The 23,150-nt window shown below is 42.9% G+C and carries 18 protein-coding genes and 1 tRNA gene; 8 read left to right on the top strand and 11 right to left on the bottom strand.

Annotated features, from left to right (window positions below):
- Positions 1-316: acyl-CoA dehydrogenase family protein (locus tag RJ01_RS04570; protein ID WP_034170195.1), on the bottom strand; the 316-nt coding region annotated here is incomplete at its 3' end.
- 261 nt (positions 317-577) lie between these two features.
- Between RJ01_RS04570 and RJ01_RS04565 the strand changes: the two genes are divergently transcribed.
- Positions 578-1,531, top strand: coding sequence for a LysR substrate-binding domain-containing protein (locus RJ01_RS04565; protein WP_034170194.1), 954 nt, complete (start codon positions 578-580; stop codon positions 1,529-1,531).
- Positions 1,532-1,585: 54 nt separating this feature from the next.
- On the opposite strand, the gene RJ01_RS04560 is transcribed toward RJ01_RS04565, so the two are convergent.
- Positions 1,586-1,676 (bottom strand) — tRNA-Ser (locus tag RJ01_RS04560).
- 88 nt (positions 1,677-1,764) lie between these two features.
- Positions 1,765-2,259, bottom strand: a complete 495-nt coding sequence (greB, locus tag RJ01_RS04555) for a transcription elongation factor GreB (RefSeq protein WP_034170193.1) — start codon at positions 2,257-2,259, stop codon at positions 1,765-1,767.
- 364 nt (positions 2,260-2,623) lie between these two features.
- On the opposite strand from greB, the gene RJ01_RS04550 reads away from it, so the two are divergent.
- Entirely contained in the window at positions 2,624-3,739 is a 1,116-nt protein-coding gene (locus tag RJ01_RS04550) for a transglycosylase SLT domain-containing protein (protein ID WP_034170192.1), read from the top strand.
- A 92-nt stretch (positions 3,740-3,831) separates the two neighbouring features.
- Here RJ01_RS04550 and RJ01_RS04545 read toward each other — a convergent pair whose 3' ends face one another.
- Complete coding sequence (locus RJ01_RS04545) at positions 3,832-4,218, bottom strand: SCP2 sterol-binding domain-containing protein (protein ID WP_004784757.1); 387 nt, start codon at positions 4,216-4,218, stop codon at positions 3,832-3,834.
- Positions 4,219-4,436: 218 nt separating this feature from the next.
- Positions 4,437-5,363, bottom strand: a complete 927-nt coding sequence (ttcA, locus tag RJ01_RS04540; protein WP_005236792.1) for a tRNA 2-thiocytidine(32) synthetase TtcA — start codon at positions 5,361-5,363, stop codon at positions 4,437-4,439.
- A gap of 501 nt (positions 5,364-5,864) precedes the next feature.
- On the opposite strand from ttcA, the gene RJ01_RS04535 reads away from it, so the two are divergent.
- On the top strand, positions 5,865-6,737 hold the full coding sequence (locus RJ01_RS04535) for a transglycosylase SLT domain-containing protein (protein ID WP_034170191.1): 873 nt from the start codon (positions 5,865-5,867) through the stop codon (positions 6,735-6,737).
- Positions 6,738-6,914: 177 nt separating this feature from the next.
- Positions 6,915-7,820: a protease HtpX gene (gene htpX / locus RJ01_RS04530; protein ID WP_034170190.1), complete on the top strand. Its 906-nt coding sequence runs from the start codon at positions 6,915-6,917 to the stop codon at positions 7,818-7,820.
- 74 nt (positions 7,821-7,894) lie between these two features.
- Here the strand turns inward: htpX and RJ01_RS04525 are convergent, their stop codons facing one another.
- From RJ01_RS04525 to RJ01_RS04505, 5 genes are all read right to left on the bottom strand, one after another.
- Positions 7,895-8,476 (bottom strand): DUF4112 domain-containing protein, encoded by a 582-nt coding sequence (locus RJ01_RS04525; protein ID WP_034170189.1) that lies wholly within the window; start codon positions 8,474-8,476, stop codon positions 7,895-7,897.
- Positions 8,477-8,551: 75 nt separating this feature from the next.
- On the bottom strand, positions 8,552-9,886 hold the full coding sequence (mgtE, locus tag RJ01_RS04520; RefSeq protein WP_034170188.1) for a magnesium transporter: 1,335 nt from the start codon (positions 9,884-9,886) through the stop codon (positions 8,552-8,554).
- A gap of 41 nt (positions 9,887-9,927) precedes the next feature.
- Positions 9,928-13,053 (bottom strand): efflux RND transporter permease subunit, encoded by a 3,126-nt coding sequence (locus RJ01_RS04515; protein WP_034170187.1) that lies wholly within the window; start codon positions 13,051-13,053, stop codon positions 9,928-9,930.
- Between the two features lie 172 nt (positions 13,054-13,225).
- Positions 13,226-16,321 (bottom strand): multidrug efflux RND transporter permease subunit, encoded by a 3,096-nt coding sequence (locus RJ01_RS04510; RefSeq protein WP_034170186.1) that lies wholly within the window; start codon positions 16,319-16,321, stop codon positions 13,226-13,228.
- Positions 16,322-16,577: 256 nt separating this feature from the next.
- A complete protein-coding gene (locus RJ01_RS04505) occupies positions 16,578-18,179 on the bottom strand; it encodes an isocitrate lyase (RefSeq protein ID WP_034170185.1) in 1,602 nt (533 codons plus the stop codon).
- 680 nt (positions 18,180-18,859) lie between these two features.
- Here RJ01_RS04505 and RJ01_RS04500 point away from each other — a divergent pair.
- The 3 genes from RJ01_RS04500 to RJ01_RS15725 all read left to right on the top strand — a co-directional run bounded on the left by RJ01_RS04500 (position 18,860) and on the right by RJ01_RS15725 (position 21,637).
- A complete protein-coding gene (locus RJ01_RS04500; protein ID WP_004784775.1) occupies positions 18,860-19,849 on the top strand; it encodes a LysR family transcriptional regulator in 990 nt (329 codons plus the stop codon).
- 131 nt (positions 19,850-19,980) lie between these two features.
- The gene (locus RJ01_RS04495) at positions 19,981-21,303 is read left to right on the top strand and encodes a hemolysin family protein (protein WP_004784777.1); all 1,323 of its coding nucleotides are present in this window, start codon (positions 19,981-19,983) and stop codon (positions 21,301-21,303) included.
- A 55-nt stretch (positions 21,304-21,358) separates the two neighbouring features.
- A complete protein-coding gene (locus RJ01_RS15725) occupies positions 21,359-21,637 on the top strand; it encodes a hypothetical protein (RefSeq protein WP_081402640.1) in 279 nt (92 codons plus the stop codon).
- Positions 21,638-21,675: 38 nt separating this feature from the next.
- Here the strand turns inward: RJ01_RS15725 and RJ01_RS04490 are convergent, their stop codons facing one another.
- Positions 21,676-22,182: a hypothetical protein gene (locus RJ01_RS04490; RefSeq protein WP_034170184.1), complete on the bottom strand. Its 507-nt coding sequence runs from the start codon at positions 22,180-22,182 to the stop codon at positions 21,676-21,678.
- A 169-nt stretch (positions 22,183-22,351) separates the two neighbouring features.
- Here RJ01_RS04490 and RJ01_RS04485 point away from each other — a divergent pair, with 169 nt between their 5' ends.
- Positions 22,352-23,080 carry a hypothetical protein gene (locus tag RJ01_RS04485; RefSeq protein ID WP_034170183.1) on the top strand — a complete coding sequence of 243 codons (729 nt, stop codon included), beginning with the start codon at positions 22,352-22,354 and terminating at the stop codon, positions 23,078-23,080.
- The last annotated feature ends 70 nt before the right edge of the window (positions 23,081-23,150 follow it).

The following is a 23,150-nucleotide window of genomic DNA, read 5'->3' as shown; positions in this document are numbered from 1 at the left end:
GATAACCTGAATCCACACGTTCTACTTCACGAGCAATCAGACCATAGCTGACATAATTTAAACCAGCGCCACCGTATTGTTCTGGAATGGTTGGACCCAGCAGACCGAGTTCACCCATTTCACGGAAAATGGTTGGATCTGTTTTCTCATGACGGAACTGCTCTAATACACGCGGCTGTAACTGTCCCTGACAATATGCACGCGCAGATTCCATGATCATGCGTTCTTCTTCAGTCAGTTGCTGCTCCAGTAAGAACGGATCCTGCCAGTTAAAATAAACTTTGCTGGTTTTTTTCGTATCGACCATTTGATTCATAGTATTCCCTGCCAATCCTTCATCTATCTATTAGATGATGTTGTTTTATCCTTCAGATTGACTCTAGGCATGAATCATGACTTGTTCAAACAATAAATTTGCATGCAGCTATGCAATTTACGCATACCTTATATAAGTTGGTATTTTTATAAATTATCTCCTTAGCTAATTTGCCTGTTTTTTATACTAAAGTCGTATAGTAGTATAAGAGTGATATACCATTTATTGATATCTGACCATTTTAAGTTCAAGGATGAACAGGTGCGTAGAAAAATACCCTCCCTGCAAGCGCTGATCTGTTTCGAATCTGCTGCACGTCATGCCAGTTATACCTATGCTGCGCAGGAACTGTTTTTAACCCAAAGTGCAGTTTCACGTCAGATCCAGCAACTGGAAGAGTATTTAGGTACAGCTTTATTTACTCGTACGCGGCATGGTGTAGAACTCAATCATGCTGGACAACAATATTTAAAGAGTATCACTCCGCATCTCAAAGGACTGGAACAGTCAACCCTAGACGTCATTACGCATCAAGGGCGCGGCGGTACTTTAAAACTGGGCGTAGTGCCTACGTTTGCGACTCGCTGGCTATTACCTAAACTCCAGAGCTTTAATCGACTCTATCCTGAAATTACGGTACATCTGGAAACCAGCACCCGCCCTTTTCTGTTTCAGGAACAGATTTTCGATGCTGCTATTTATGCAGGAACACCTCAACAGGTCGAACAATGGCCTGGTACGCATAGCCATTTTCTAATGCATGAAGATGTAGTTGCTGTCTGTGCGCCTGATCTGATTCAACAGTATTTTCCCGATGCACAGAAGATTAATGACTACAACTACGACTTAAGTGCTGAACAACTGGTTCAACTCCCTTTATTACAGCAAACTACCCGGCCGCACATCTGGGAAGACTGGTTCAAGCTGCATCAGATCCAGCATCCGAATCCTTTTCAGGGGCAACGACATGAACTTTTTTCCATGCTCGCTGTAGTGGCTAGTCATGGCATAGGAATGGCCTTGATCCCACAAATGCTGATTGAAAAAGAATTAAAGCGACAGGAATTGGTACTGGTGTCCAGCAAGACCTTAGAAAGGAAACGAGGCTATTATCTGGTTCATTCCAGTCAGGAAAACTCACCGCTGATTGAAAAATTTGTTGCATGGATACAACAGGAAATTCAAGGCAGCCTTCCATCAGAGTCTGAGCCATAAACCCCAATGAATAGATCATAAAAAACCCCGATCAATGATCGGGGTTTTCGTATCTGGCGGAAGCGGTGAGATTCGAACTCACGGAGGGGTATAAGCCCTCGTCGGTTTTCAAGACCGGTGCATTAAACCGCTCTGCCACGCTTCCATGGCCGCAATCATATAAATAAAAATTGCGCTTGGCAAATATTTTTCCAATTTCTCTGCATCAACTGCACAAAATAAAATCAATTTCATTAATCTTCTGAATTTTCTGGCTTTTCATAACGAATTGAATTGATAAACCAGAGTTTCTTGCCGGATGGCGTTCTCACCTCAGCCTCATCATCCACTGACTTGCCTAACAGGGCACGCGCCATTGGGGAATCAATCGAAATATGCTGCGGATGATGATCATAAATTTCATCGACGCCCACAATCCGAAGGCTCTTCTGCTCACCCTGTTCATTTTCAATTTCGACCCAGGCACCAAAATAAACTTTGCCTTCCTGTTCAGGAGAAAAATCGACAATTCGCAGCTCTTCCAGCCGCTTGCCCAGATAGCGAACCCGGCGATCAATTTTACGTAAAAGCTGTTTGTTATACTGGTAATCTGCGTTTTCCGAACGGTCGCCGAGACTGGCTGCCCAGTTCACTTTTTTGGTAATTTCAGGACGTTCTTCATGCCAGAGATTTTTAAGTTCTGCCACCAATTTGTCGTGTCCACCACGGGTAATCAGGTTAGATTTCATGTGTTTTAATTGCCAATTTTGAACCAGTTTTTAGACATTAAGAGCTTATTTTATTTGGAGTTTTAGGACAAGCCAGAATATGCAAGTTTTTTCTTCAATAAATTTAACAACTTAAATTGCATTTAAAAAATAAATTATATACAAAATTTGACAATTAATTTTTTGATCTTTAATATGCACCCTACTTTTGGAATCGCTTATTTTTTAATCTATGTAGTTTTTCTACATATTTCCCGATCAATTTAGTCATTTTTGAATGACGTCATGACTGCCCAACCCTTATTGAATTTATCAAACTTTTAAAAGTTTCTGGCTAGTATTGGCTGTGATTTTTAGGGCATAAATTACTTGTAGCGGAGACAACATGCACAGTAGTTCAACCACTGGGTCGAGGCTTTGCCTTAGCTCTTTTATCTCTTCTCTCCCTGTAAAAGCACTGGTACTGAGTACGACACTTATCCCCTTTCATAGTATCAATGCCACTAAAACCACCCTTCAATATGATCATGTGGTAAATAGCAACAAACTCACCGTCGTCGCAGTTCGAAGTCCAACGACTGTGTTTCAGGATGGACAACATCAGCATGGTTTTGGTTACGACCTGGTCCGCAACTATGCCAACAGCCTGAATGTTAAGCTGGATTTTAAAACTGTTCCGGATAATGCCACGGCCCTGAAATGGGTAGCGCAGGGCAAAGCCAATCTGGCCATGACCACCACTGATCTGGGTACGATTGAACAACAGCGTTTAACGGCTTTTTCTGCCACTTGTGGTGATGAGTCTTCACTGGCCAGTAATGGACTGAATGCCAATCTGAATCTGGTATTTAAATCAGCTAGTGATCCCTTGAGTCAAACCGCTAGTGCTTTTGTCTGTCAAGGCAAACAAAGCGGTGCGATCAAGCAACTTGCTTCCTTCTACAATCAGAATGTAGTAGAAGAGCATTCTTGGGATGAAATTCAACAGGACCTGAACCAACGCCTCCCCACATACAAGGCGAGCTTTCAGAAATCTGCTCAGCAGTACGATCTGGACTGGCACCTGCTCGCCGCGATCGGTTACCAAGAATCCTATCTAAAGCCAAACTCCGTATCTCCCACCGGTGTCCGCGGTCTGATGATGCTAACAAGCTCTACCGCAAAAGCGATGGGGGTTAGTAACCGGACAGATCCAGGCGAAAGTATTGATGGGGGTGCCAAATACTATGACCAGATGCTGAGCCGTTATGAACATATCCCTTATCCGGATCGTAACTGGTTTGCTTTGGTTGCCTATAACATGGGCCCCGGTGCTGTGAATCAGCTGCAAAAACGTATTCAGGCTCAAGGCAAGAATCCGAATAATTGGGTAAACCTGTATGCTTATCTGGAACAGAATAAAGCCAGTAATGGTCGTTACCGTCAGGCCCTTCAATACGTGACCCGTATCCGTGCCTATCTGGAACACATCAAGACTACTCCACAGCTGGTGAATATTTAAGCCTGATCAATTTAAATCTAGTTATTCAGCCATAAAAAAAGCTTACCTCAGGGTAAGCTTTTTTGTTACTTCAGCTTTTTAGATCAAGACTATTAAGCTGTGGTATTTTCAAGTACTTTCTTGAACAGATCTTTTTGTGCTTGGCTTGGCTTCGCTGTTTGCAATGCCATCAATTGAGACATATCGCCTTGCACCTTGATTTTACCTGTCATGAAGGCTTGCATTGCAGCCGCCATATCAAACTCAAGGAAAACTTTACGTAAGGTTTCGCCATCCATGTTCAATGTTGTTTTTGCATTTGGAGATAAACCTTTTTTAATCGCGCCACCTTCCAAAGATAATTCTGTATTACCTGTAGTGTCTGCAACGACCAAATTAATTGCCAGATTCGCCAAAGCAGGTGGCAAATCCAAATCACCAGCTTGTGCAGTGAGCGTGTCTACAGTCGAAAACCAATCATCAGTTAAAAAAGCAGGCATGATCTTTCCTCAATTTATTTATTCATTTGTGTCGACTATCCAGGCGACATCAGGTTGAAGCTATTATGCTTGTGACTTGTTATAACATGATCATTATGGCAAAGGCTAACGAATTTTGTACGCACCGTTCAATTTTTGTAGTTCTTATCTTGCGTTATTTTTGATTCAGGCATCGGCCGTAGCCCATGCCTGTATCGGCTTAACTTTATATAGGTTGATTAGTCTGCTGCAAAGCCCAGATTGACCATATTGATGCGGCGGTTCTCACCTTCTACCGCCTCTTCAGTTGAACAGCTGCCTTTGAAATCGAATTCGCGCTGACTGTCCAGAATTTCAAAGTCGAATAATTCGCGGTCAACTAACTGAGATGGTGAAACATTTTGCAAGGCACCAAAGATGCTGTGCAGACGTTTTGGATGCGCATTGTCCCATTCACGTAACATGTCATTGATAATGGCACGTTGAAGATTTTCCTGAGAGCCACATAGATTACATGGAATAATTGGAAATTGACGCATCTGTGCATATTTGATGATGTCTTTTTCTTCCACATAGGCCAATGGACGAATCAGAATGTTCTTTTTGTCAGAAGACAGCAGTTTTGGCGGCATGGCTTTCAGGCTGCCCCCATGGAATAGGTTCAGAAAGAATGTTGCCAGAATATCATCACGGTGATGCCCCAGTGCCACTTTAGTCGCCCCAATTTCCTGAGCAAAACCGTACAAAGAACCACGGCGCAGACGTGAACATACTGCACAGTAAGTCTTACCTTCCGGTGTCAGTTTTTTGGTAATGCTGTAGGTATCTTTTTCCAAGATGTAATACGGAATGTTATTTTCTTCTAAATAACGCGGTAATACATCTTCCGGGAAACCGGGCTGTTTCTGGTCCAGGTTAACCGCCACTACATCAAAATTGATCGGTGCAATGCGTTTAAACTGAAGCAGGATATCAAGCAAGGTATAACTGTCTTTACCACCAGAAATACACACCATGACCTTGTCGCCGTCTTCAATCATCTTGAAGTCGCGAATGGCATGTCCGACCTGGCGGCGAAGCTTCTTCAACAAACGGTAGTAGGCAGAGCTTGTTGGCAGTTCAGGTTTGAAATTAAATCCTTGCTCGGATTCAACTGGCGAGTACATAGACGAGAATAACCCATAAATAAAAATACCGCGCAATTTTAGCTGATTCGGTTCCGTATCGCATCAAAAGAATTTATTTTCATACAAATGCCATATTAGTTTCATTTTCATGTTTTATTTTGATTGATATATTGAACGATTTAGTTCAATTTTTAGGCGAGATGCTTATCTTTTGGACTTTTCCACAGTTGTCCACAAAAGCTGTGGATAACTTTGTGGATTGAAATGGACTTGACAACTTGTTCACCTCAAAATTTAAGGCTTTTCTTTAAATTGATCATTTTTTAATCAATTTATTTTATTATTAAAATCAATTGCTTAAACCTGTCAACCCTAAGGTTTTAAATTAAATAAAAAAAATATTTTAGTGTTCAAAATATTGACAGCCGTTCCCGTTTACATACTCGTTTATAAATGCAGCGTATAAGGCTGTGCATTACGTAATTTTTTGTTAAACTCATCCATGAATTTTTCTAGCTTATTATTTATCAAATATAAACAATGAAAATAAAGACGTATTTCTTGGGGTGTCAACTGATGGGTAGCTTGGTTATGCTGAGCTGTAGTCATTTGGTGTATGCCGGTGAAACCATCTATCAGTTGCGTGATAAAAACGGCAGTACCTTATTGACCAATAAGAAGAGCCGTTATAATCATCTTCAGGTCGAAAAGAAGACTTATTATCCGGATAGCAATATTCATAGCTATAGTAACTGGGGCAGCAGCGAGTCGTCGGTTCTGCCTAGCTATAGCAAGAATAAGAATGCTTTTGATTCGATCATTCGTCAGGCCGCCCAGACTTATGGTGTGTCTGAAGGTTTAATTAAAGCAGTCATGCATACTGAATCCGGTTTTAATACCCATGCCCGCTCCCCTGTGGGTGCACAAGGTTTGATGCAGCTGATGCCAGCCACAGCACGTCGCTTTAATGTCAGTAATGCTTATGATCCGCATCAGAATATTATGGCGGGTGCTAAATATCTGGCCTGGTTATTAAAGCGTTTTAATGGCAATACCAGCTTGGCACTGGCGGGCTATAATGCTGGTGAAGGCAATGTCAGTAAATACGGTGGAATCCCGCCTTTCCGGGAAACCCAGGATTATGTGCGCCGTGTGACCAGCCGTTTTCAAAACCTGTATACTCATGGCCTGAGTGCAAGTACAACCACGTCTAACACACCATCCAGTGAAGGCCGCATCATTGCCAGTTCAGCAAATTACTCCAATGATAGCAGCAGCACTTCGCACATTCAGGCAGCCAAGTATCAGCGTCAGATTATTATGAATGCTGATGGCAGTTATACCGATGCACCGATGGGTTCTTATGCAACGGCGAATGCAACAGCAGCAGCTAAAATTTATTTAAGTGAATAAAAAAATCAAAATCATTTGATTCTGAATGGCCTTAGCGAAAATGTAGCAAAAAATAAAGCTGTGTTTTGTGATCTAGGGCCATTTTTTTCTTGAATTTTTAGTCATTTCACCCCATATTGATTTCAATGATTTTCATTTGCTAATCAGATTATTTTTTTATAATAAGAGGATTTCTCAATGATGCGGATTGGTTTGTTCTTGCTAACCAACCTCGCGGTACTGGTTGTAGCTGGCATTATCCTGTCACTCTTCGGTGTCGGTAGTTACCATGGCGCGGGTGGCTTGAATCTAGGCAACCTGTTGGTGATCTGTTTTGTGTTCGGTATGGTGGGATCACTGATTTCCCTGTTCATGTCTAAATGGATGGCGAAAAAAACAACCGGTACTGAACTGATTGACCCAAATGCCCCTCGTAACCAGGCAGAAGCATGGTTATTACAAGAAGTTGCGCAACTTTCTCAGCGCGCTGGCATTAAAATGCCGGAAGTGGGTATTTTCCCATCTTATCAGTCAAATGCCTTTGCAACAGGCTGGAACAAGAACGATGCGCTCGTGTCTGTTTCTACAGGTCTGCTTGAACGCATGAACAAAGACGAACTTCGCGCGGTACTGGCACACGAGATCGGTCACGTTGCCAATGGCGATATGGTGACACTGGCCTTGATTCAAGGTGTAGTCAACGCATTTGTCATGTTCTTTGCCCGTGTAGTTGGTGACTTCGTAGACCGTACGATCTTCGGCCGTGAAGAAGGTGAAGCACCGGGTATTGGCTATTTTGTGATTACCATTGTGCTGGATATCGTATTTGGTATTATGGCTTCAGCGATCGTGATGTGGTTCTCACGCTACCGTGAATACCGTGCTGATGAGGCAGGTGCACGTTTGGCAGGCAAACAGGCCATGATTTCAGCGTTATTACGTTTACAGGCTGAATCAGAAATGCCGGATGCTATGCCGAAAGAAATGAAAGCCTTTGCGATTTCGGCTGGTCAGGAACAAGGTTTTAGTCTGGCGGCTCTGTTCCAGACTCACCCAACGATTGAACAACGTGTTGCTGCTTTGCAACAACTCGATTGCCCTTAAACAATATATTAATTGCTTGATAGAAAAAAGCCTGCGAATGCAGGCTTTTTTATTAAGTTTATATTGATAAACCTTCAGGCTTTAAACCATTGAAAGAGCTGCATTGTGCCCCAGCCAATAGCCATAATTAACAGAATCAAAAAGAAAGTTCCTAAAAGATCTGGCAGATGAATCCAGATCCAGGCCACCACAGGATTACGCCAGAAAGCGGATTGCTGTTGTCTGCGTTCCAGACTTTCATGCAGAAATGGATGCACCACATGATGATCGGTACGAATCTGGTATTCGTCCCGGATATGCTGATGCACAATATCCAGTGCCTTACGGCTAGGACGAATAAAAATATCAAATATTGTTCCCGCTACAGGAATAAAGCCGACCACAGCATCCATGACGGCCATTTTTAGGACTGGCTTTAATTTTTCATTCGGCACACCAATCTGATGGGCTTTATAAATTGCATAACTAGTCAATACAAAACCTGCGATATCTCCCGCCACTGGAATGGTACTTAAGGCGGCATCTGCCCCAACGCCCTGTTTGGTAAACGGAATACGTACCACCGAATCCATCATATTGGCGAATTTGGCCAGATCCCGCTCCAACCGAATGACATCGTGTTGGCTCAGTTTATTTTTTTGTCCAAGATCAGGCATAGGTTCTTCCAGAAATGAGACTAATGTAATTGAGCATAAAGTATTTTTTCTATTTAAGTTGTAATTGCTAAGTATTTAAAACAATAATTGAGAGGCAATAAACAAGTAAATAATCACCCCGGTGGCATCACAAATTGAAGTCACCAGAGGTGCTGATGCACTGGCTGGGTCCATTTTCAATTTATTGAGAATAAAGGGTAAACTCATGCCGATTAGACATCCCATCAGCACAATACCTAACATACTTAAAGCGAGTACAACGGCGACCATCCAGTCGCCTCGAATATAACCCAGAATTGATACTGCAATGGCCATCGTTCCACCCAGACATAAGGCAACCAGAGATTCACGACCAAGCAGGCTGAACCAGTCCTTAAACTGCACATCGCCTGTTGCCAAGGCACGCACCATTAGGGTGGCAGATTGTGAGCCAGCATTCCCCCCACTTCCCACCAATAATGGCAAGAAAAATACCAGCACAATATGGGTGGAAATAATATCTTCAAAATGGGCAATCCCGATTCCGGAGAGCAGACTGCCAAACACCAGGATGACCAGCCAGAATACCCGTTTCTGATACAGTCTGAGAATCGGTGCAGTTTTCAGGCTCAGTTCATTCAAAGGCGTCACTGCACCGGATTTTAAAATATCCTCGGTGCTTTCTGCCTCAGCAATATCCATGGCATCATCATAGGTAATAATCCCGACCAGCTTCTGGGTCGCGTCGACCACAGGCAAGGCGATAAAATCATAATAGGCCAAGGTACGGGCGACCTGCTCCTGATCCTCATCTACCGTGGCATAGACTACATCTGTGGTCATGACCTCATTAATAGTGGCATCCGGCCGTGCCTGAATAATTTGTCGCAAGGAAATCACACCGAGCAGATGCTGTTTTTCATCGACAATATAGATCAGATATAAGGTGTCATGATTCCCCGCAATATCACGTAGCGTTTCAATCGCTTCAGTCATGCTCAACTCGGGAGCAAGCGTGACGAAGTCTGAACTCATTAATGCACCGGCAGTTTCTTCCGGATAAGCATGCAGCTCTCGCAGGGTTTGTAGCGACTGGGTGGATAATTTGCCAAGTAACTGCTGCTGCACTTCACAGGGCATCTGCTTGTATAAATCAATGAAGTCATCGGAATGCATGGCATCCATCAGGCTAGCCAGTTGCTCCAGAGGAAATTGATAGGCCAGCTGGATTTGCATGGCCAGTGGCAAGTACTCCAGTACTTCTGCCTGACGTTCCAGCTGCTTGAAATAATGACAGCGTTCCGCTGGTCCAAGTTCAGACAAAATTCTGGCCTGATCGGCAATATTCAGCTTTTGTAGAAGCTGATGAATATTATTTTCCCCTGTCAACAGAGTCTCATGTAGTTGCTGTATTTTTTCTTGGTGCTGCATTTCCCTACCATCATTCCATGCAGGTATGAAACATACCCGCCCTAGAGTGAGTATTCCTCATTTTCCTGATTGATTTGTATAACTTTATTTGTTGCTTTGACACGAAACAGGTTTCGGATTAACACATACATAAACGGGATAAAGAATAACACCAGAATAGTCGCAAAAATGACCCCACCCAAAACGCTGGCACCAATTTCCTGACGGCTGATCGCACTGACCCCAGAAGCGAAAATCAAAGGGATTACTCCCGCAGCAAAAGCAATAGAAGTCATGAGAATAGGCCGCAAGCGTAAACTTGCTCCCTCTAAAGCTGCAGCTATAGCTGTTTTTCCTGCTTTCTCTGCCTGTGCAGCAAACTCCACAATCAGAATGGCATTTTTACAGGACAGACCAATCGTCGTCAGCAAGGCAATATGAAAAAAGATATCATTGGCGAAACCAAAGACCCAGCAAAATAAGATACTGCCGCCTACCCCCAATGGAATGGCACTGATCACGGCCGCAGGAATGGTCCAACTTTCATATAAAGCGGTTAAGCACAGGAAAATAAAGGCAATCGAAATCACATAAAGAAAAATCGCCTGACCGCTGCTGCGCTTTTCTTCCAATGCGGCTCCGCTCCAAGCCAGATTCACACCTTCCTGGGCATCTACCAATGCTTCAACATCCTGCATGGTCTGACTGGAAAACTTGTCCTTTGGAATCCCTGCATAGACTGGAACAGCGTTATAGCCCATATAACGGTTAATACTGTTCGGCCCGCCCTGCCAATTCAGACTGCTGAACTGGTTAAATGACAGCATTTCACCTTTTTGATTGCGTACATGCCAGAAGGCCAGATCTTCAGGTTTGGAACGGTATTCTGCCTCACCCTGCATAATCACACGTTTAATCTGCCCGCGATCAATAAAGTCATTGATGTAAGTTCCCCCCCACGCTGCAGCCAAAGTACTGTTTACATTTTGCTGAGGAATGGAATGCTTTAACACACGCTCTGCATCAAGTTTGATATTCAGCTCAGCACTTTCTTTAGGTTGATCCAGCTGTAGAAATTCAATCGATGATTTGCCTTGGGCACGCGCTTCAATCTGGCCAAATGCCTCCTGTAAAAATTCAGCCCCTTTATAATCCAGGTCTTGCAACCAGAAATCGACCATACGACCATTACTTGACATGGAAGGTGCCATAAAGAAAATTTGGGCATTGGCATGATTGGCAAAGTGTTTCTGTGCTCGATCGACAATAGCGAAAACCGAATCTTCAGGATTTTTGCGCTCAGCCCAGTCTTTTAATACTACAAAAAGCTGCCCACGATACGGACCTACACCGACGTTGTTGCCGCTATACCAGACGCCTACACTCTGAATGCGTCCCGATTCATGTTTCATCAAATAATCTTGTACTTCACGCCCGACTTGTTCGACTTCTGTACGCGGTGCATTGCCAGGCATGACAATCTGCCCCATAACAAAACCCATGTCTTCAGTGGGCATCAATCCTTCCGGCAAATACTTATATACCCAGCCGAAGCCCATTATGCACACACCAAACAGTGCCAACATCGTGAATTTCAATTGCATGCTTCGAGCTGAAACTTTTTGGTAACTGGCATTGAGCTGATCCATGCCATGGTTAAAGCGCTGTGCCCAGCGAGCCTGATAAGGTGTGCGTTTGAGGAGTTGTGCCGCAAATGTTGGGGTAATCACCAAGGCCACGAATAAAGACAGCAACATCGCTACCACCAAAGTGATGGAAAATTGACGATAAATCACCCCAGTGATGCTGCCAAAAAAAGCCATCGGGATAAATACTGCAGTAAGTACCAGCGTAATACCGACCAGTGCCCCGCTCATTTCCTGCATGGATTTTAAGGCAGCCGCTTTGGCATCCAGATGTTCGTCCTGCATCAGGCGTTCAATGTTTTCCACCACTACAATGGCATCATCGACTAGCAGACCGATGGCTAAAATCAGGGCAAATAAGGTAAAACTATTCAGAGTCATACCCAAGACATACAGCACCGCAAAGGTTGCCAAAACCACAATCGGAATCGTAACGGCCGGAATAATCGTGGCACGCCAGTTTTGCAGGAAGATAAACATCACCACAATGACCAGAATAATGGCTTCAACTAGAGTTTTAGCTACCTGTTCAATTGAGCTGGTGATAAATGGAGTTTTGTCCATGGTCATTTGCAACTGATAATGCGGTGGCAAATTGGCCTGAGCGTTTTTTAATACGTCTTGAATCTGTTTGGACACTGCAATGGCATTACTCCGTGGCGCCAAAGTAATCGATAAAGCTGAAGAGAGCTGTCCGTTGGTATAGTTAATGTGGTTATAACTCTCTGCACCTAGTTCTACCCGTGCCACATCTTTTAAGTACAGCAATGAACCAGAATCCGTAGTTTTAACAATAATATTCTCAAATTCTTTCACGCTGCTTAAACGTGAACCCGCACTGACTTTGGCATTGAGATATTGATCCTGCATGGTTGGCAAACCGCCAATTGCGCCTGAAGCCAGTGGCGCGTTTTGAGTTTCAATGGCATTACGGATATCGCTTGGCATCAGGTTAAACTGATGCAACTTATGCGGATTTAGCCAGATCCGCATGGCATAACCTGCACCGTACAGGTCAATTTCCCCTACACCTTCAATACGTGACAAACGCGGTTCGACATGCACCATTAAATAATCTGAAAGTTCGGTGACGCTACTTTGCCCACTCTCATCATATAAGCTTAACAGTGCAAACTGGTCATACCCTGATTTATAAACATTGACTCCGCCCTGCTGCGTCTCTTCAGGTAAGCGGCTCAATACGCCATTCACGGTGTTTTGAACCTGTAACTGAGCTTGATCAAGATCGACCCCTTGCTCAAATTGCAGCGTAAGTTGGGCCCGTCCCACCGAACTGCTGGAGTGAAAAGTTTCCAGACCTTCAATGCCTTTTACCGCCTGTTCCAGAATCTGGGTTACCGATTGCTCAACAGTTTCAGCCGATGCACCACGATAACCTGCGGAAACGCCTAAAGCTGGCGTATCCATATTTGGCATATGTTCAATGGGAATTTTTTGAAGTGCAAATACCCCAAGGGCCATCATTAAAATTGCAATGACCGCTGCAAACTTGGGACGATAAATAAAAAAGCGCGACAACATAAATCAGAAATCCCCATCAAATGCATCTTTAGGATGCACACGCCATGAATAGATGATTTCTATAGCAATTTTCACACCATGCTTAAATTTAAGCCAATCTTTAACTCTTTATTTCTGATAAAAAAATCCCCGTCATAACGGGGATTTTTTAACTCAATATTTTGCATTGATATTAGGTATGTGATTTCTTCGTCGTCATTTGGCGAATTAAAACGTACATAAATGGAATAAAAAACAGTACCAGTATCGTTCCGAAGATCACTCCACCAAAAACACTAATTCCAATCTCACGACGACTAGCTGCACCTGCACCGAAAGCAAAGACCAGAGGCAGAATACCAGCACCAAACGCCAGAGATGTCATTAAGATTGGACGCAAGCGTAGTGAAGCCCCTTCAAGTGCAGCTTCAACTACCGATTTACCTTTTTCCTGAGCCAATGCCGCAAACTCAACAATTAAAATTGCATTCTTACAGGACAGACCAATCGTGGTCAGCAAAGCAATCTGGAAGTAAATATCATTCGGAAAATCTGCCAGAAAACTGAAAATAATATTCCCGCCTATCCCTAGAGGAATAGCGGACATGACCGCAGTCGGAATCGTCCAGCTTTCATATAAAGCAGCCAAACACAGGAAAATAAAACCGATCGACACCAGATAAAGCCAGATTGCCTGATTACTGGATTGTTTTTCCTCAAAGGATAAACCGCTCCAGACCACGTCAATGCCATCCTGTTCTGCCACCAGATTTTCAACATCTTGCATCGCTTCACCAGAACTGGAACCTTTGACCATATCCGCTTGCATTTGTAGCGAGGTATAGCCCATAAAACGGTTGACTACCTCGGGACCACCACTCCAGTCCACCTGAGCGAAATTACTAAAAGGCACCATCTCGTTCAGGTCATTACGTACATGCCATTGTGTCAGATCTTCAGGTTTGGAACGGAATTCTGCATCACCCTGCATAATCACCCGTTTAATCCGGCCACGATCAATAAAGTCATTAATATAATTACCGCCCCAAGCCGCTGAAAGCGTACTATTAATTGCGGATTGACTCAGACCATTGGCCATGGCCTGTTTCTGGTCAATATTGACTTTCAGTTCAGCTTTTTCCGGATTAGAGCGCTTATCCAGATTTTCAAAGCTACTATATTGAGCTGCGCCAGCCTGCATATTCTGGAACTGTTCTTCGAGATACTCACGGCCATTACCGTTAATATCACGAATCCAGAAATCCAGGCCGTCGGTTTGACCTAAACCATTCACTGAAGCCGGCATACTGATATTGACTTGGGCATCGCGGTTACTACGGAAATGCTTCATGGCACGTTCACGAATCGCCTGCGCAGTATTTTCTTCTCCTGAACGGTCATCCCAATGCTTTAAGGCTACAAAACCGGTCGCCAGGTTCTGACCGGTACCTGAAAAGTTACGGCCATAACGTAACATCACCAAGTCGATATTGTCCTTTTCTTCTTCCAGAAAATACTGACGAATCTGTTCACCGACCTGAATGGTGTTTTTCATTGGAGCACCTTCCTGTAACCGGATCTGCAGATTCAGAATACCCTGATCTTCGCTCGGCAAGAAGCTGGTAGGTAAGGCGCGGTAGAATAAAGCAAATACACAGATCAACCCGGCAAAAAGCACCAGGCTAATGGCCTTATGTTGTAGAGTGACATTAGAAACTTTCAGATAACGATGCTTCAAACCATCCAGTTTCTGGTTAAACCAACTCGCCCACTTGGCAGGTTTTGGATTCGGTTTCAAAATCAGCGCACAAAGTGCAGGTGTCAGAATCAGTGCGACCATCAGCGACAGAGACATCGCTGCCACGAGCGTAATCGAGAACTGACGATAGATCACCCCGGTTGAGCCACCAAAGAACGCCATGGGAATAAAGACCGCGGTTAAAACCAGGGTAATCCCGATCAGTGCCCCGCTGATTTCCTGCATGGATTCCAGTGCTGCTTCTTTGGCTGTAAGTTGCTGCTCATGCATCAGACGTTCAACGTTCTCTACCACCACAATAGCATCATCGACTAGCAAGCCAATCGCCAGTACTAAGGCAAACAAAGTCAGCGTATTAATACTCAGTCCCAAAATATAAAGTACCGCCATGGTTCCGAGTAAAACTACAGGCACAGTTACAGTCGGAATTAAGGTCGCACGCCAGTTTTGCAGGAAGATAAACATCACGATGACGACCAGAATGACCGCCTCGAATAAAGTTTTAACGACTTCTTTAATCGATTCTTTGACAAACGGGGTATTGTCACGCGGATAAGCAATTTTATAGCCTTCCGGCAACTGCTGGGAAAGTCGCTCGATTTCAGCCTTGATCAGACTCGACGTCGCAATTGCATTGGCACCGGAGGCTAGTGAAATGCCCAGACCGGCAGAAGGATAGCCATTGGTAGTGCTATATGACTGATAATTTTCCGCACCCAATTCTACACGTGCAACATCTTTTAAATAGATAAAGCTCCCGTCCCGGGCAGACTTCACAATAATATTTTCAAATTCTTCGACTGTTTTTAAACGGCTGCCTGATGTGACTTTGGCATTCAGATACTGATCATCGACTGTCGGCAAGTCCCCAATTGCGCCGGCTGCCACCTGAGTATTCTGTGATTCAATCGCTGCCCGCACATCACTTGGCATCAGGTTATATTGTTTTAATTTTGCTGGATTCAGCCAGATGCGCATCGCGAACTGTGAACCAAAAACATCCACTTCCCCAATGCCATCAATTCGGGAAATATCCTGTTCCAGATGCGTGGTCAAATAATCAGATAGTTCAATATTGCTACTACGCCGTGATTCATCATACAGACCGATGACCATATGGGTATCGCCAAGAGATTTGAAGACATTCACGCCCTGTCGCTGGACATCGTCAGGCAAACGATTGAGAACCCCGTTAATCGCATTTTGAACCTGTACTTGTGCTGTATCTGGATCGGTGCCATTTTCAAAACTGATGCTGATCCGGCTTCGACCTGAAGAATCACTGCTGGAGCTGAAATACAGCAAGCGGTCGATACCTTTAATTTGCTGTTCCAGCACCTGGGTCACGCTCTCTTCTACCGTTTCTGCAGATGCACCAGTATAAGTTGTTGCCACAGTAATACGTGGCGGTGCAATATCCGGATAACGTTCGACAGGTAAATTCATCACCGCAAAAAGTCCAATGGCCATGACCACAATGGCCAGTACACCTGCAAAAATAGGACGATGAATGAAAAACTTAGACAGCATAAGTCTGAATCACTTTGAATTTAATGAATTATGGAAGACGTTGCATTATTGAGTCAGCTTAAGGATATTCAGGCAGAGGCTTGGAGAATGCAAGGCTTGATCACAGAAAAATATGTATAAAATTGAATCATGAAGAAAATATGAAGATTTTGCCTTTCATCTAGCTGTTTCAACAATTTATAGAGTTATTCATTTTATGTTAGGCATAAAAAAACCCTGCTTGCGCAGGGTTTTTTTAGAATCGATTCAGAGCTGATTAAGCAGAGAATTGGTTCATTGTGTTTTTCGCATCGTCACCCGCTTTAAGCGCGTTGTCACCAGCGAAGATTTCTTTGTGGTCGTCACCGATGTCAGAACCAGCCATTGCTTGGTGTTTCACACAAGCGATACCACCGCGGATTTCTTTACGTTGTACGCCAGCAACATAAGCCAACATACCTTCAGAACCGAAGTAACCTTGAGCAAGCTCATGAGTAGAAAGAGCAGCTGTGTGGTAAGTAGGCAGAGTGATCAAGTGGTGGAACACGCCTGCTTCACGAGAAGCGTCTGCTTGGAATGTACGTACTTTTTCGTCAGCTTCAGCAGCCAATTCAGAATCGTCGTACTCAGCGCTCATCAATTTAGCGCGGTCGTATGCAGATACGTCTTTACCTTCAGCAACCCAACGGTCGTACGCTTGTTGACGGAAGTTCAGTGTCCAGTTGAATGATGGAGAGTTGTTGTAAACAAGTTTCGCATTTGGCACAACTTCACGTACACGGTTAACCATGTGAGCGATTTCAGCAACGTTTGGAGTCGCAGTTTCGATCCAAAGAAGGTCAGCACCGTTTTGTAAGCTAGTGATACAGTCAAGTACAACGCGGTCGATCTGAGTACCTTCACGGAACTGGTACAAGCCAGAAGCAAGACGTTTAGGACGGTGAAGTTTACCATCACGTTTGATCAGGATTTCATCTTCTTGTGCTTCAGAGATGTCAATTTCTTGAGTGTCTAAGTAGCTGATGTATTGAGAAGCGATGTCGCCTGGCTCTTTAACCACTGGGATTTTTTGAGTCAAGTCAGCGCCTTCAGAGTCAGTACGTGCAACGATGATACCGTCGTCAAGACCCATTTCAAGGAATGCATAGCGAAGAGCGTGGATTTTCGCGATGAAGTCTTCATGTGGAACTGTAACTTTACCAGCTTGGTGACCACATTGTTTCGCGTCAGAAACTTGGTTTTCGATTTGAAGTGCACAAGCACCCGCTTCGATCATTTTCTTAGCTAGTAAGTAAGTTGCTTCTTCGTTACCGAAACCAGCGTCGATGTCCGCAATGATTGGCACAACGTGAGTTTGGAAGTTGTCGATTTGTGAAGTGATTTCAGCAGCTTTAGCTGTATCACCAGCGTCTTGAGCTTTTTTAAGTGCGCGGAACAGGTCGTTCAGTTCTTTCGCATCAGCTTGACGTAGGAATGTGTAGATTTCTTCGATCAATGCAGGAACAGAAGTTTTTTCGTGCATAGATTGGTCAGGAAGAGGACCGAATTCTGAACGAAGTGCAGCAACCATCCAGCCAGAAAGGTAGATATAGCGACGTTCAGTTGTACCGAAGTATTTTTTATTCGCAATCATTTTTTGCTGAGCGATGAAACCGTGCCAGCAGCCTAATGATTGAGTGTATTTGCTAGAGTCTGCATCATAAGCAGCCATATCACGACGCATAATCGCCGCTGTATATTTAGCAATGTCTAAACCAGTTTTGAAACGGTTTTGCATTTGCATACGCGCAGCATCTTCAGGACTGATGTCTGCCCAAGTGTTACCGAATTTCGCCTTTAATTCGCGGATTGCATCAATCGCTGTTTGGTATGTAGTCATGATATATTCCTGTATTAATATTAGGATTTTTCTGCAACGAACCGCTCAAATCACACCCTCAATGACTTGTTCAGATTTTCGACGATCCGTTGGGATAGCTAAAGATTAGTGGGCTTCGAAAAATTAATCCAATATTCTGCAAGAATTATCATTATTTATTTAAAAAATATGTAGATGAAAGTCTAATTATATATTGATCAATATTTTATAAGTTATTGTATTTTATATTTTATATTTGAATTTTTAAAATTGAATTTTGTCTAAAACATCAACAAAAAGAGTAAAAAATATTCATTAGACTTAAGTCTTGCAAGACTTAAGCAGCGCTTAATTTAAGCAATTTTTGTCTATTTTCTAAGCCTTAAAACCTGGAACACTTATTTCGAAGGAATTATTTTTCATTTGTTTGTTGAAATATTTTTAGTCAAATCTGGCACATTATTTGCTAATTCCCTCTGTTTTTCAGAAATACCTTTCTTTCGTTTTGGAGGCAGCCAGATTTCTTTTCTGCTCTTAAAAATAGAGAAGGATTCAGGCTGGCAAAATCTACAGTGAAAGAGATTCTAAAAAGGTATTTCAGTACAATCAGCTGGGCTTTTTTTCATCAGTTGCGTACACAAGCTATAGTAGTTATGGCATAATCCATATAATTTCATAATTTTATTTTCGGTATTTTTTTTATGAATCTGGAGCGGGTCGATCTTAATCTCCTCATTTATCTTGACGTACTTTTACGTGAAAAAAATGTCACGCGTGCAGCAGAACAACTTGGGGTAACCCAACCTGCGATGAGTAACATTTTACGTCGCTTACGAAATTTATTTAATGATCCCCTCTTGATTCGCTCTTCTGAAGGTATGACTCCAACAGAACGTGCACTAGAACTCCAACCTCGTATCCGCGACGCCTTAGCGGATCTTTCCATGATTCTGGAACCGCGTACCGAGTTCCGTCCTTATACCTCAAATCGTGTCTTCCGTATCATGACTTCAGATTATGCTGAAGCCACACTGGTACCACGCTTGGTGAAAGCATTACGTTCAGAAGCACCGAATGTGGTTCTCGACTTCTTAACGCCAAGTGATGTGTCCTATCGTGACATGGAACAAGGTAAAGTTGATCTAGCGATTAACCGTTTTAATGAAATTCCACAAAGCTTCCACCAGGTACTGGTTTGGCGTGACAGCTTTTCTTGCCTGTTAAATAACAAGCATCCGGCTGCGGGCAACCTGAATCTGAAAAGTTATCTGGATGCACAGCATATCTGGGTATCAAAAACTGGTATGGGCGTTGGCTTTGGGGTAAACCCTGAGAAACAGGCAGGTCTCGGCTGGATTGACCAGGCTCTTGAACGTATTGGCCAAAAACGTAAGATTTCGGTATTTACCCGTCACTATCAAATGCCCGGTCTTTTGGCGGCCAATGTAGATCTTGTAGCAACATTACCGACCCGTATTGCACGTCTGCAAGCCAAAAACCAGAACTTACTCATTAAAGACCCACCATTTTATATTCCTGAGTTTGAATTGAAGATGGCGTGGTGTCCTTTATTGCATCATCATCCCGCCCATCGCTGGTTACGCCAGCTGATTCTATATGTAGCGCGTCAGATGATCGAAGAAGAAAATCGTGAATTTTTAATGAATAATTCGCAATTTTCGCATTATTAAATTGAATATTAGCTAAATTGCTCATTTTTAAGCTTATACTCTAGAGACTTGAGTTGCTTTATTTGTACCTCAAGTCTTTTTTTGTGTTAAAAATATTTTTAGCTAGATCATATTAATCCACAGGTGGATTCGTGAGCCTCTTTCAAAACATCGTGATTATCTTATTACTCATCGCGGGGGCCGGTTTTTTATCATTAACAGAAATCGCGCTTGCAGGTGCTCGTAAGGTCAAATTAAAAATTTTGGCTGAATCGGGAGATATTCGCGCTCAAAAAGTTTTAGATTTACAAGAAAACTCTGCTGACTTTTTTGCAGCTTCCCAAATCGGCTTAAACGCCGTTGCCATTTTAGGCGGTATTTTAGGTGAAGGCGCCTTCCGCCCTTATATCATCAATTTACTTTCCAGATTTTATCAAGGTCCTTGGACTGAAACGATTGCGTTCAGCTTGTCCTTCACTGCAGTTACTTCATTATTTATTCTGTTTGCGGACTTGATGCCAAAACGTCTGGCCATGATCGCTCCAGAAAAAATTTCTGTCTCGGTGATTAATCCGATTCAGGTATTTATCAAAATCTGTAAACCATTGGCCTGGTTCATCAATGCCATTGCGAACCTGTTATTCCGTTTATTTAAAGTGAATACCATTCGAGATGACAATATTACCTTTGCTGATATTTCTGCGGTAATGGATGCGGGTGCTCAGGCAGGGGTGTTACAGAAACAGGAACATCACTTTATTGAGAACGTGTTTGAGCTTGAAGAACGTAATGTTCCTTCCAGTATGACGACTCGTGAAAATGTGGTGTTCTTTACCTTGAAAGAATCTGAAGCCAGTATTCGCCAGAAACTGGCTGAATTTCCTTACTCCAAGTTCCTGGTCTGTAATGAAAATATCGACGATGTAATTGGCTATGTCGACTCCAAAGATATTCTGGTTCGTATTCTGAATAATCAGTCTTTACTTCAGTTGAATGAAAATACCATCCGTACGGTACTGACCATTCCAGATACGCTAACCTTATCTGAATTACTTGACCGTTTTCGTTCGACCAAGGAAAAGTTTGCAGTCGTTATTAATGAATATGCCTTGGTCGTAGGTGTCATTACCCTTTCCGATATCATGATTACCGTGATGGGCGACTGGGTTACTCCCTTGGAAGAAGACCAGCAGATCATTAAGCGTGACAGCAATTCATGGCTGATTGATGGCAGTACGCCTATTGAAGACATCAAACATGCGCTGGAAATTGATGAAATGCCAGATGAAGAGAATTATGAAACTCTGGCTGGTTTTATGATGTTCAAGCTGCGCAAGATTCCACGTCCTGCAGATATTGTGCTACATGCGGGTTATAAGTTTGAAGTTGTCGATGTTGATCATTTCAAGATTGACCAGTTACTGGTTACACGTATGCTAGAAGTGAAAAAGCCACCGACAGAAGAATCAGAATAATCTGGTTCTTCTTCAATTTTTTTAAAATTCCAAAAACAATAATAATGAGACTTTTATGAATATTGCTGCGCTACTCGCCTGTCTAAGTTTTTATTCGGCCTTATATTTAATCTATTTCTTCTTTATGCAAGATCAACAGCCTATATTTCTGATCCTAGCAATTGTACTCATTTTACTTTCAATCTGGCTGACTCCCTATCCTTATGAGCGGCGTCGGCAAGGATTTGATTCGACTTTAAGAATAGGTGAATATTTTTATTATCCACTCATCACCTGGTGGCGGCTGTTTATCCTTCCTGTACGCTGGCTGCTTTCCCTATTTTATTCTCATTAAAAAAGCACCCGAAGGTGCTTTTTTACATTCAATTCAATTTAGATTTTTGATAAAAGTGCTTTAAGGACTGCCTGATAATGGATCTGGATATCTTCCTGCAAGATTTTGTAGGCATTATCAAATTGCACCATTGGCCAGCCTTCTTTCCAGAATGGGAAAATATTATGCAGGTCATGAGTGACGACTGCATCTTCACGCAGAATGGCCTGCGCAATCTGCGCCAGTACAAAGGCAGTTTCCGCGCCATCAATCGCCAGGTAATCAATACCACGGGCTTTTAAAATACGGATACGGTCTTTCTTATAACGGATTTTTTTGATTTGCGCTTCATTCAGATTCAGGGCCAGAGAAACTGCTTCAACAAATTTTTCTTCAAATGACTGATTCAATACAACCAGCGCCTGTTTATGCGCTTCCTGACGACCCGCTTTACCACCCTGACGAATGACTTCTTTTGCTTCCGTATCTAGCTCATCATTCTTCATGGTTTGAAGGATGTCTAAAATTTCGATGTCGCTTAGCGTCGCAGGAGATTGATCAGTCATAAACTGTCCCTAAAAAATAAATATGCAATGGACTATTTTCGCATAAATCCTTACTAAAAAATTAAAATCTTTAGCTTCAACTCTAATAATTGCAAAATCCGGATCATCTCTATCATTCTGGCGTAAATTGGCTATAGTAGGCGGCAAGTTTCTGATTTACTTCTTTATTATGCAAACCAAACAGATTGATCTTTTATTGCAGCAACTTAAACTGCTTTATCCGGCTGCCTTTAAAAGAAATTATCTGTTTTATGGTCAGATCAAAACTAAAGGTATTTTAAGTGATCTCAAGGAACTGATTCCCTGGGTGCTGGCTGCCATGATCTTTGTACCGATTAGCCTGGCTCTCAAAGATGTTTATTCCTCTAAGCTGTCAACTGCCCAAAACTTTCAGGCGCAAAGTTATGCGATTCTGACTATTCTGTTATTTCTGATGCTGGTGGTTCCACTGGTGATCAAGCAGATCCGGCACTCTTCCCATTCCCTCTATCAGTTTTTAAGACATACACCGATTAAACTCACTGTAGTCATTGTACTGGAAGCGCTGAATCTGGTTTTTCTACAAAGCAGTACGGTCATGTGGATTCTATTCTTTTTCGGGATCAGTTTTGGTTTTGTACGGTTCTATAAAGAAAATATGTTCCGCCCTACTACCAATACAACTGAACAATATCAACTGCAGCAGTTACGCCGCATCTGTTTCTGGGCTTATCAACAAACCTGGAAACTGCGTCTGAAATTATTTTTTCATTCCAAGCCGACCTCCCCAAATGAAGAATTGAAAAATCAGCTTCAGCACTATGCGGATTTGCATACCCGTTTGTTTAAACTGGAACATGAGCAGTGCAAGAAGATTAAATACATCGATATCGATACTTATCTGGATGAGCACCTGTGAAAAGTTTTTTTAAACACGTCCTGAAATAGAAAATTACATGACTTCTCACGCTTATTATCCAGCACTATGG

The sequence above is a fragment of the Acinetobacter sp. YZS-X1-1 genome (genome assembly GCF_000804305.1).
In the GTDB taxonomy this organism is placed as follows: Bacteria; Pseudomonadota; Gammaproteobacteria; order Pseudomonadales; family Moraxellaceae; genus Acinetobacter; species Acinetobacter variabilis.
Note: the sequence above shows the minus strand (reverse complement) of the source record. Positions and strands in the feature narration are given on the sequence as shown.

Excerpts from the sequence above, each read along its gene's own strand:
- RJ01_RS04485 (WP_034170183.1), top strand. The coding sequence starts at position 22,352 with ATGCAAACCAAACAGATTGATCTTTTATTGCAGCAACTTAAACTGCTT.
- RJ01_RS15725 (WP_081402640.1), top strand. The coding sequence starts at position 21,359 with ATGAATATTGCTGCGCTACTCGCCTGTCTAAGTTTTTATTCGGCCTTA.
- ttcA (WP_005236792.1), bottom strand. The coding sequence starts at position 5,363 with ATGTACTCGCCAGTTGAATCCGAGCAAGGATTTAATTTCAAACCTGAA.
- RJ01_RS04545 (WP_004784757.1), bottom strand. The coding sequence starts at position 4,218 with ATGCCTGCTTTTTTAACTGATGATTGGTTTTCGACTGTAGACACGCTC.
- htpX (WP_034170190.1), top strand. The coding sequence starts at position 6,915 with ATGATGCGGATTGGTTTGTTCTTGCTAACCAACCTCGCGGTACTGGTT.
- RJ01_RS04500 (WP_004784775.1), top strand. The coding sequence starts at position 18,860 with ATGAATCTGGAGCGGGTCGATCTTAATCTCCTCATTTATCTTGACGTA.
- mgtE (WP_034170188.1), bottom strand. The coding sequence starts at position 9,886 with ATGCAGCACCAAGAAAAAATACAGCAACTACATGAGACTCTGTTGACA.
- RJ01_RS04510 (WP_034170186.1), bottom strand. The coding sequence starts at position 16,321 with ATGCTGTCTAAGTTTTTCATTCATCGTCCTATTTTTGCAGGTGTACTG.
- RJ01_RS04515 (WP_034170187.1), bottom strand. The coding sequence starts at position 13,053 with ATGTTGTCGCGCTTTTTTATTTATCGTCCCAAGTTTGCAGCGGTCATT.
- greB (WP_034170193.1), bottom strand. The coding sequence starts at position 2,259 with ATGAAATCTAACCTGATTACCCGTGGTGGACACGACAAATTGGTGGCA.
- RJ01_RS04505 (WP_034170185.1), bottom strand. The coding sequence starts at position 18,179 with ATGACTACATACCAAACAGCGATTGATGCAATCCGCGAATTAAAGGCG.
- RJ01_RS04535 (WP_034170191.1), top strand. The coding sequence starts at position 5,865 with ATGAAAATAAAGACGTATTTCTTGGGGTGTCAACTGATGGGTAGCTTG.
- RJ01_RS04550 (WP_034170192.1), top strand. The coding sequence starts at position 2,624 with ATGCACAGTAGTTCAACCACTGGGTCGAGGCTTTGCCTTAGCTCTTTT.
- RJ01_RS04525 (WP_034170189.1), bottom strand. The coding sequence starts at position 8,476 with ATGCCTGATCTTGGACAAAAAAATAAACTGAGCCAACACGATGTCATT.
- RJ01_RS04490 (WP_034170184.1), bottom strand. The coding sequence starts at position 22,182 with ATGACTGATCAATCTCCTGCGACGCTAAGCGACATCGAAATTTTAGAC.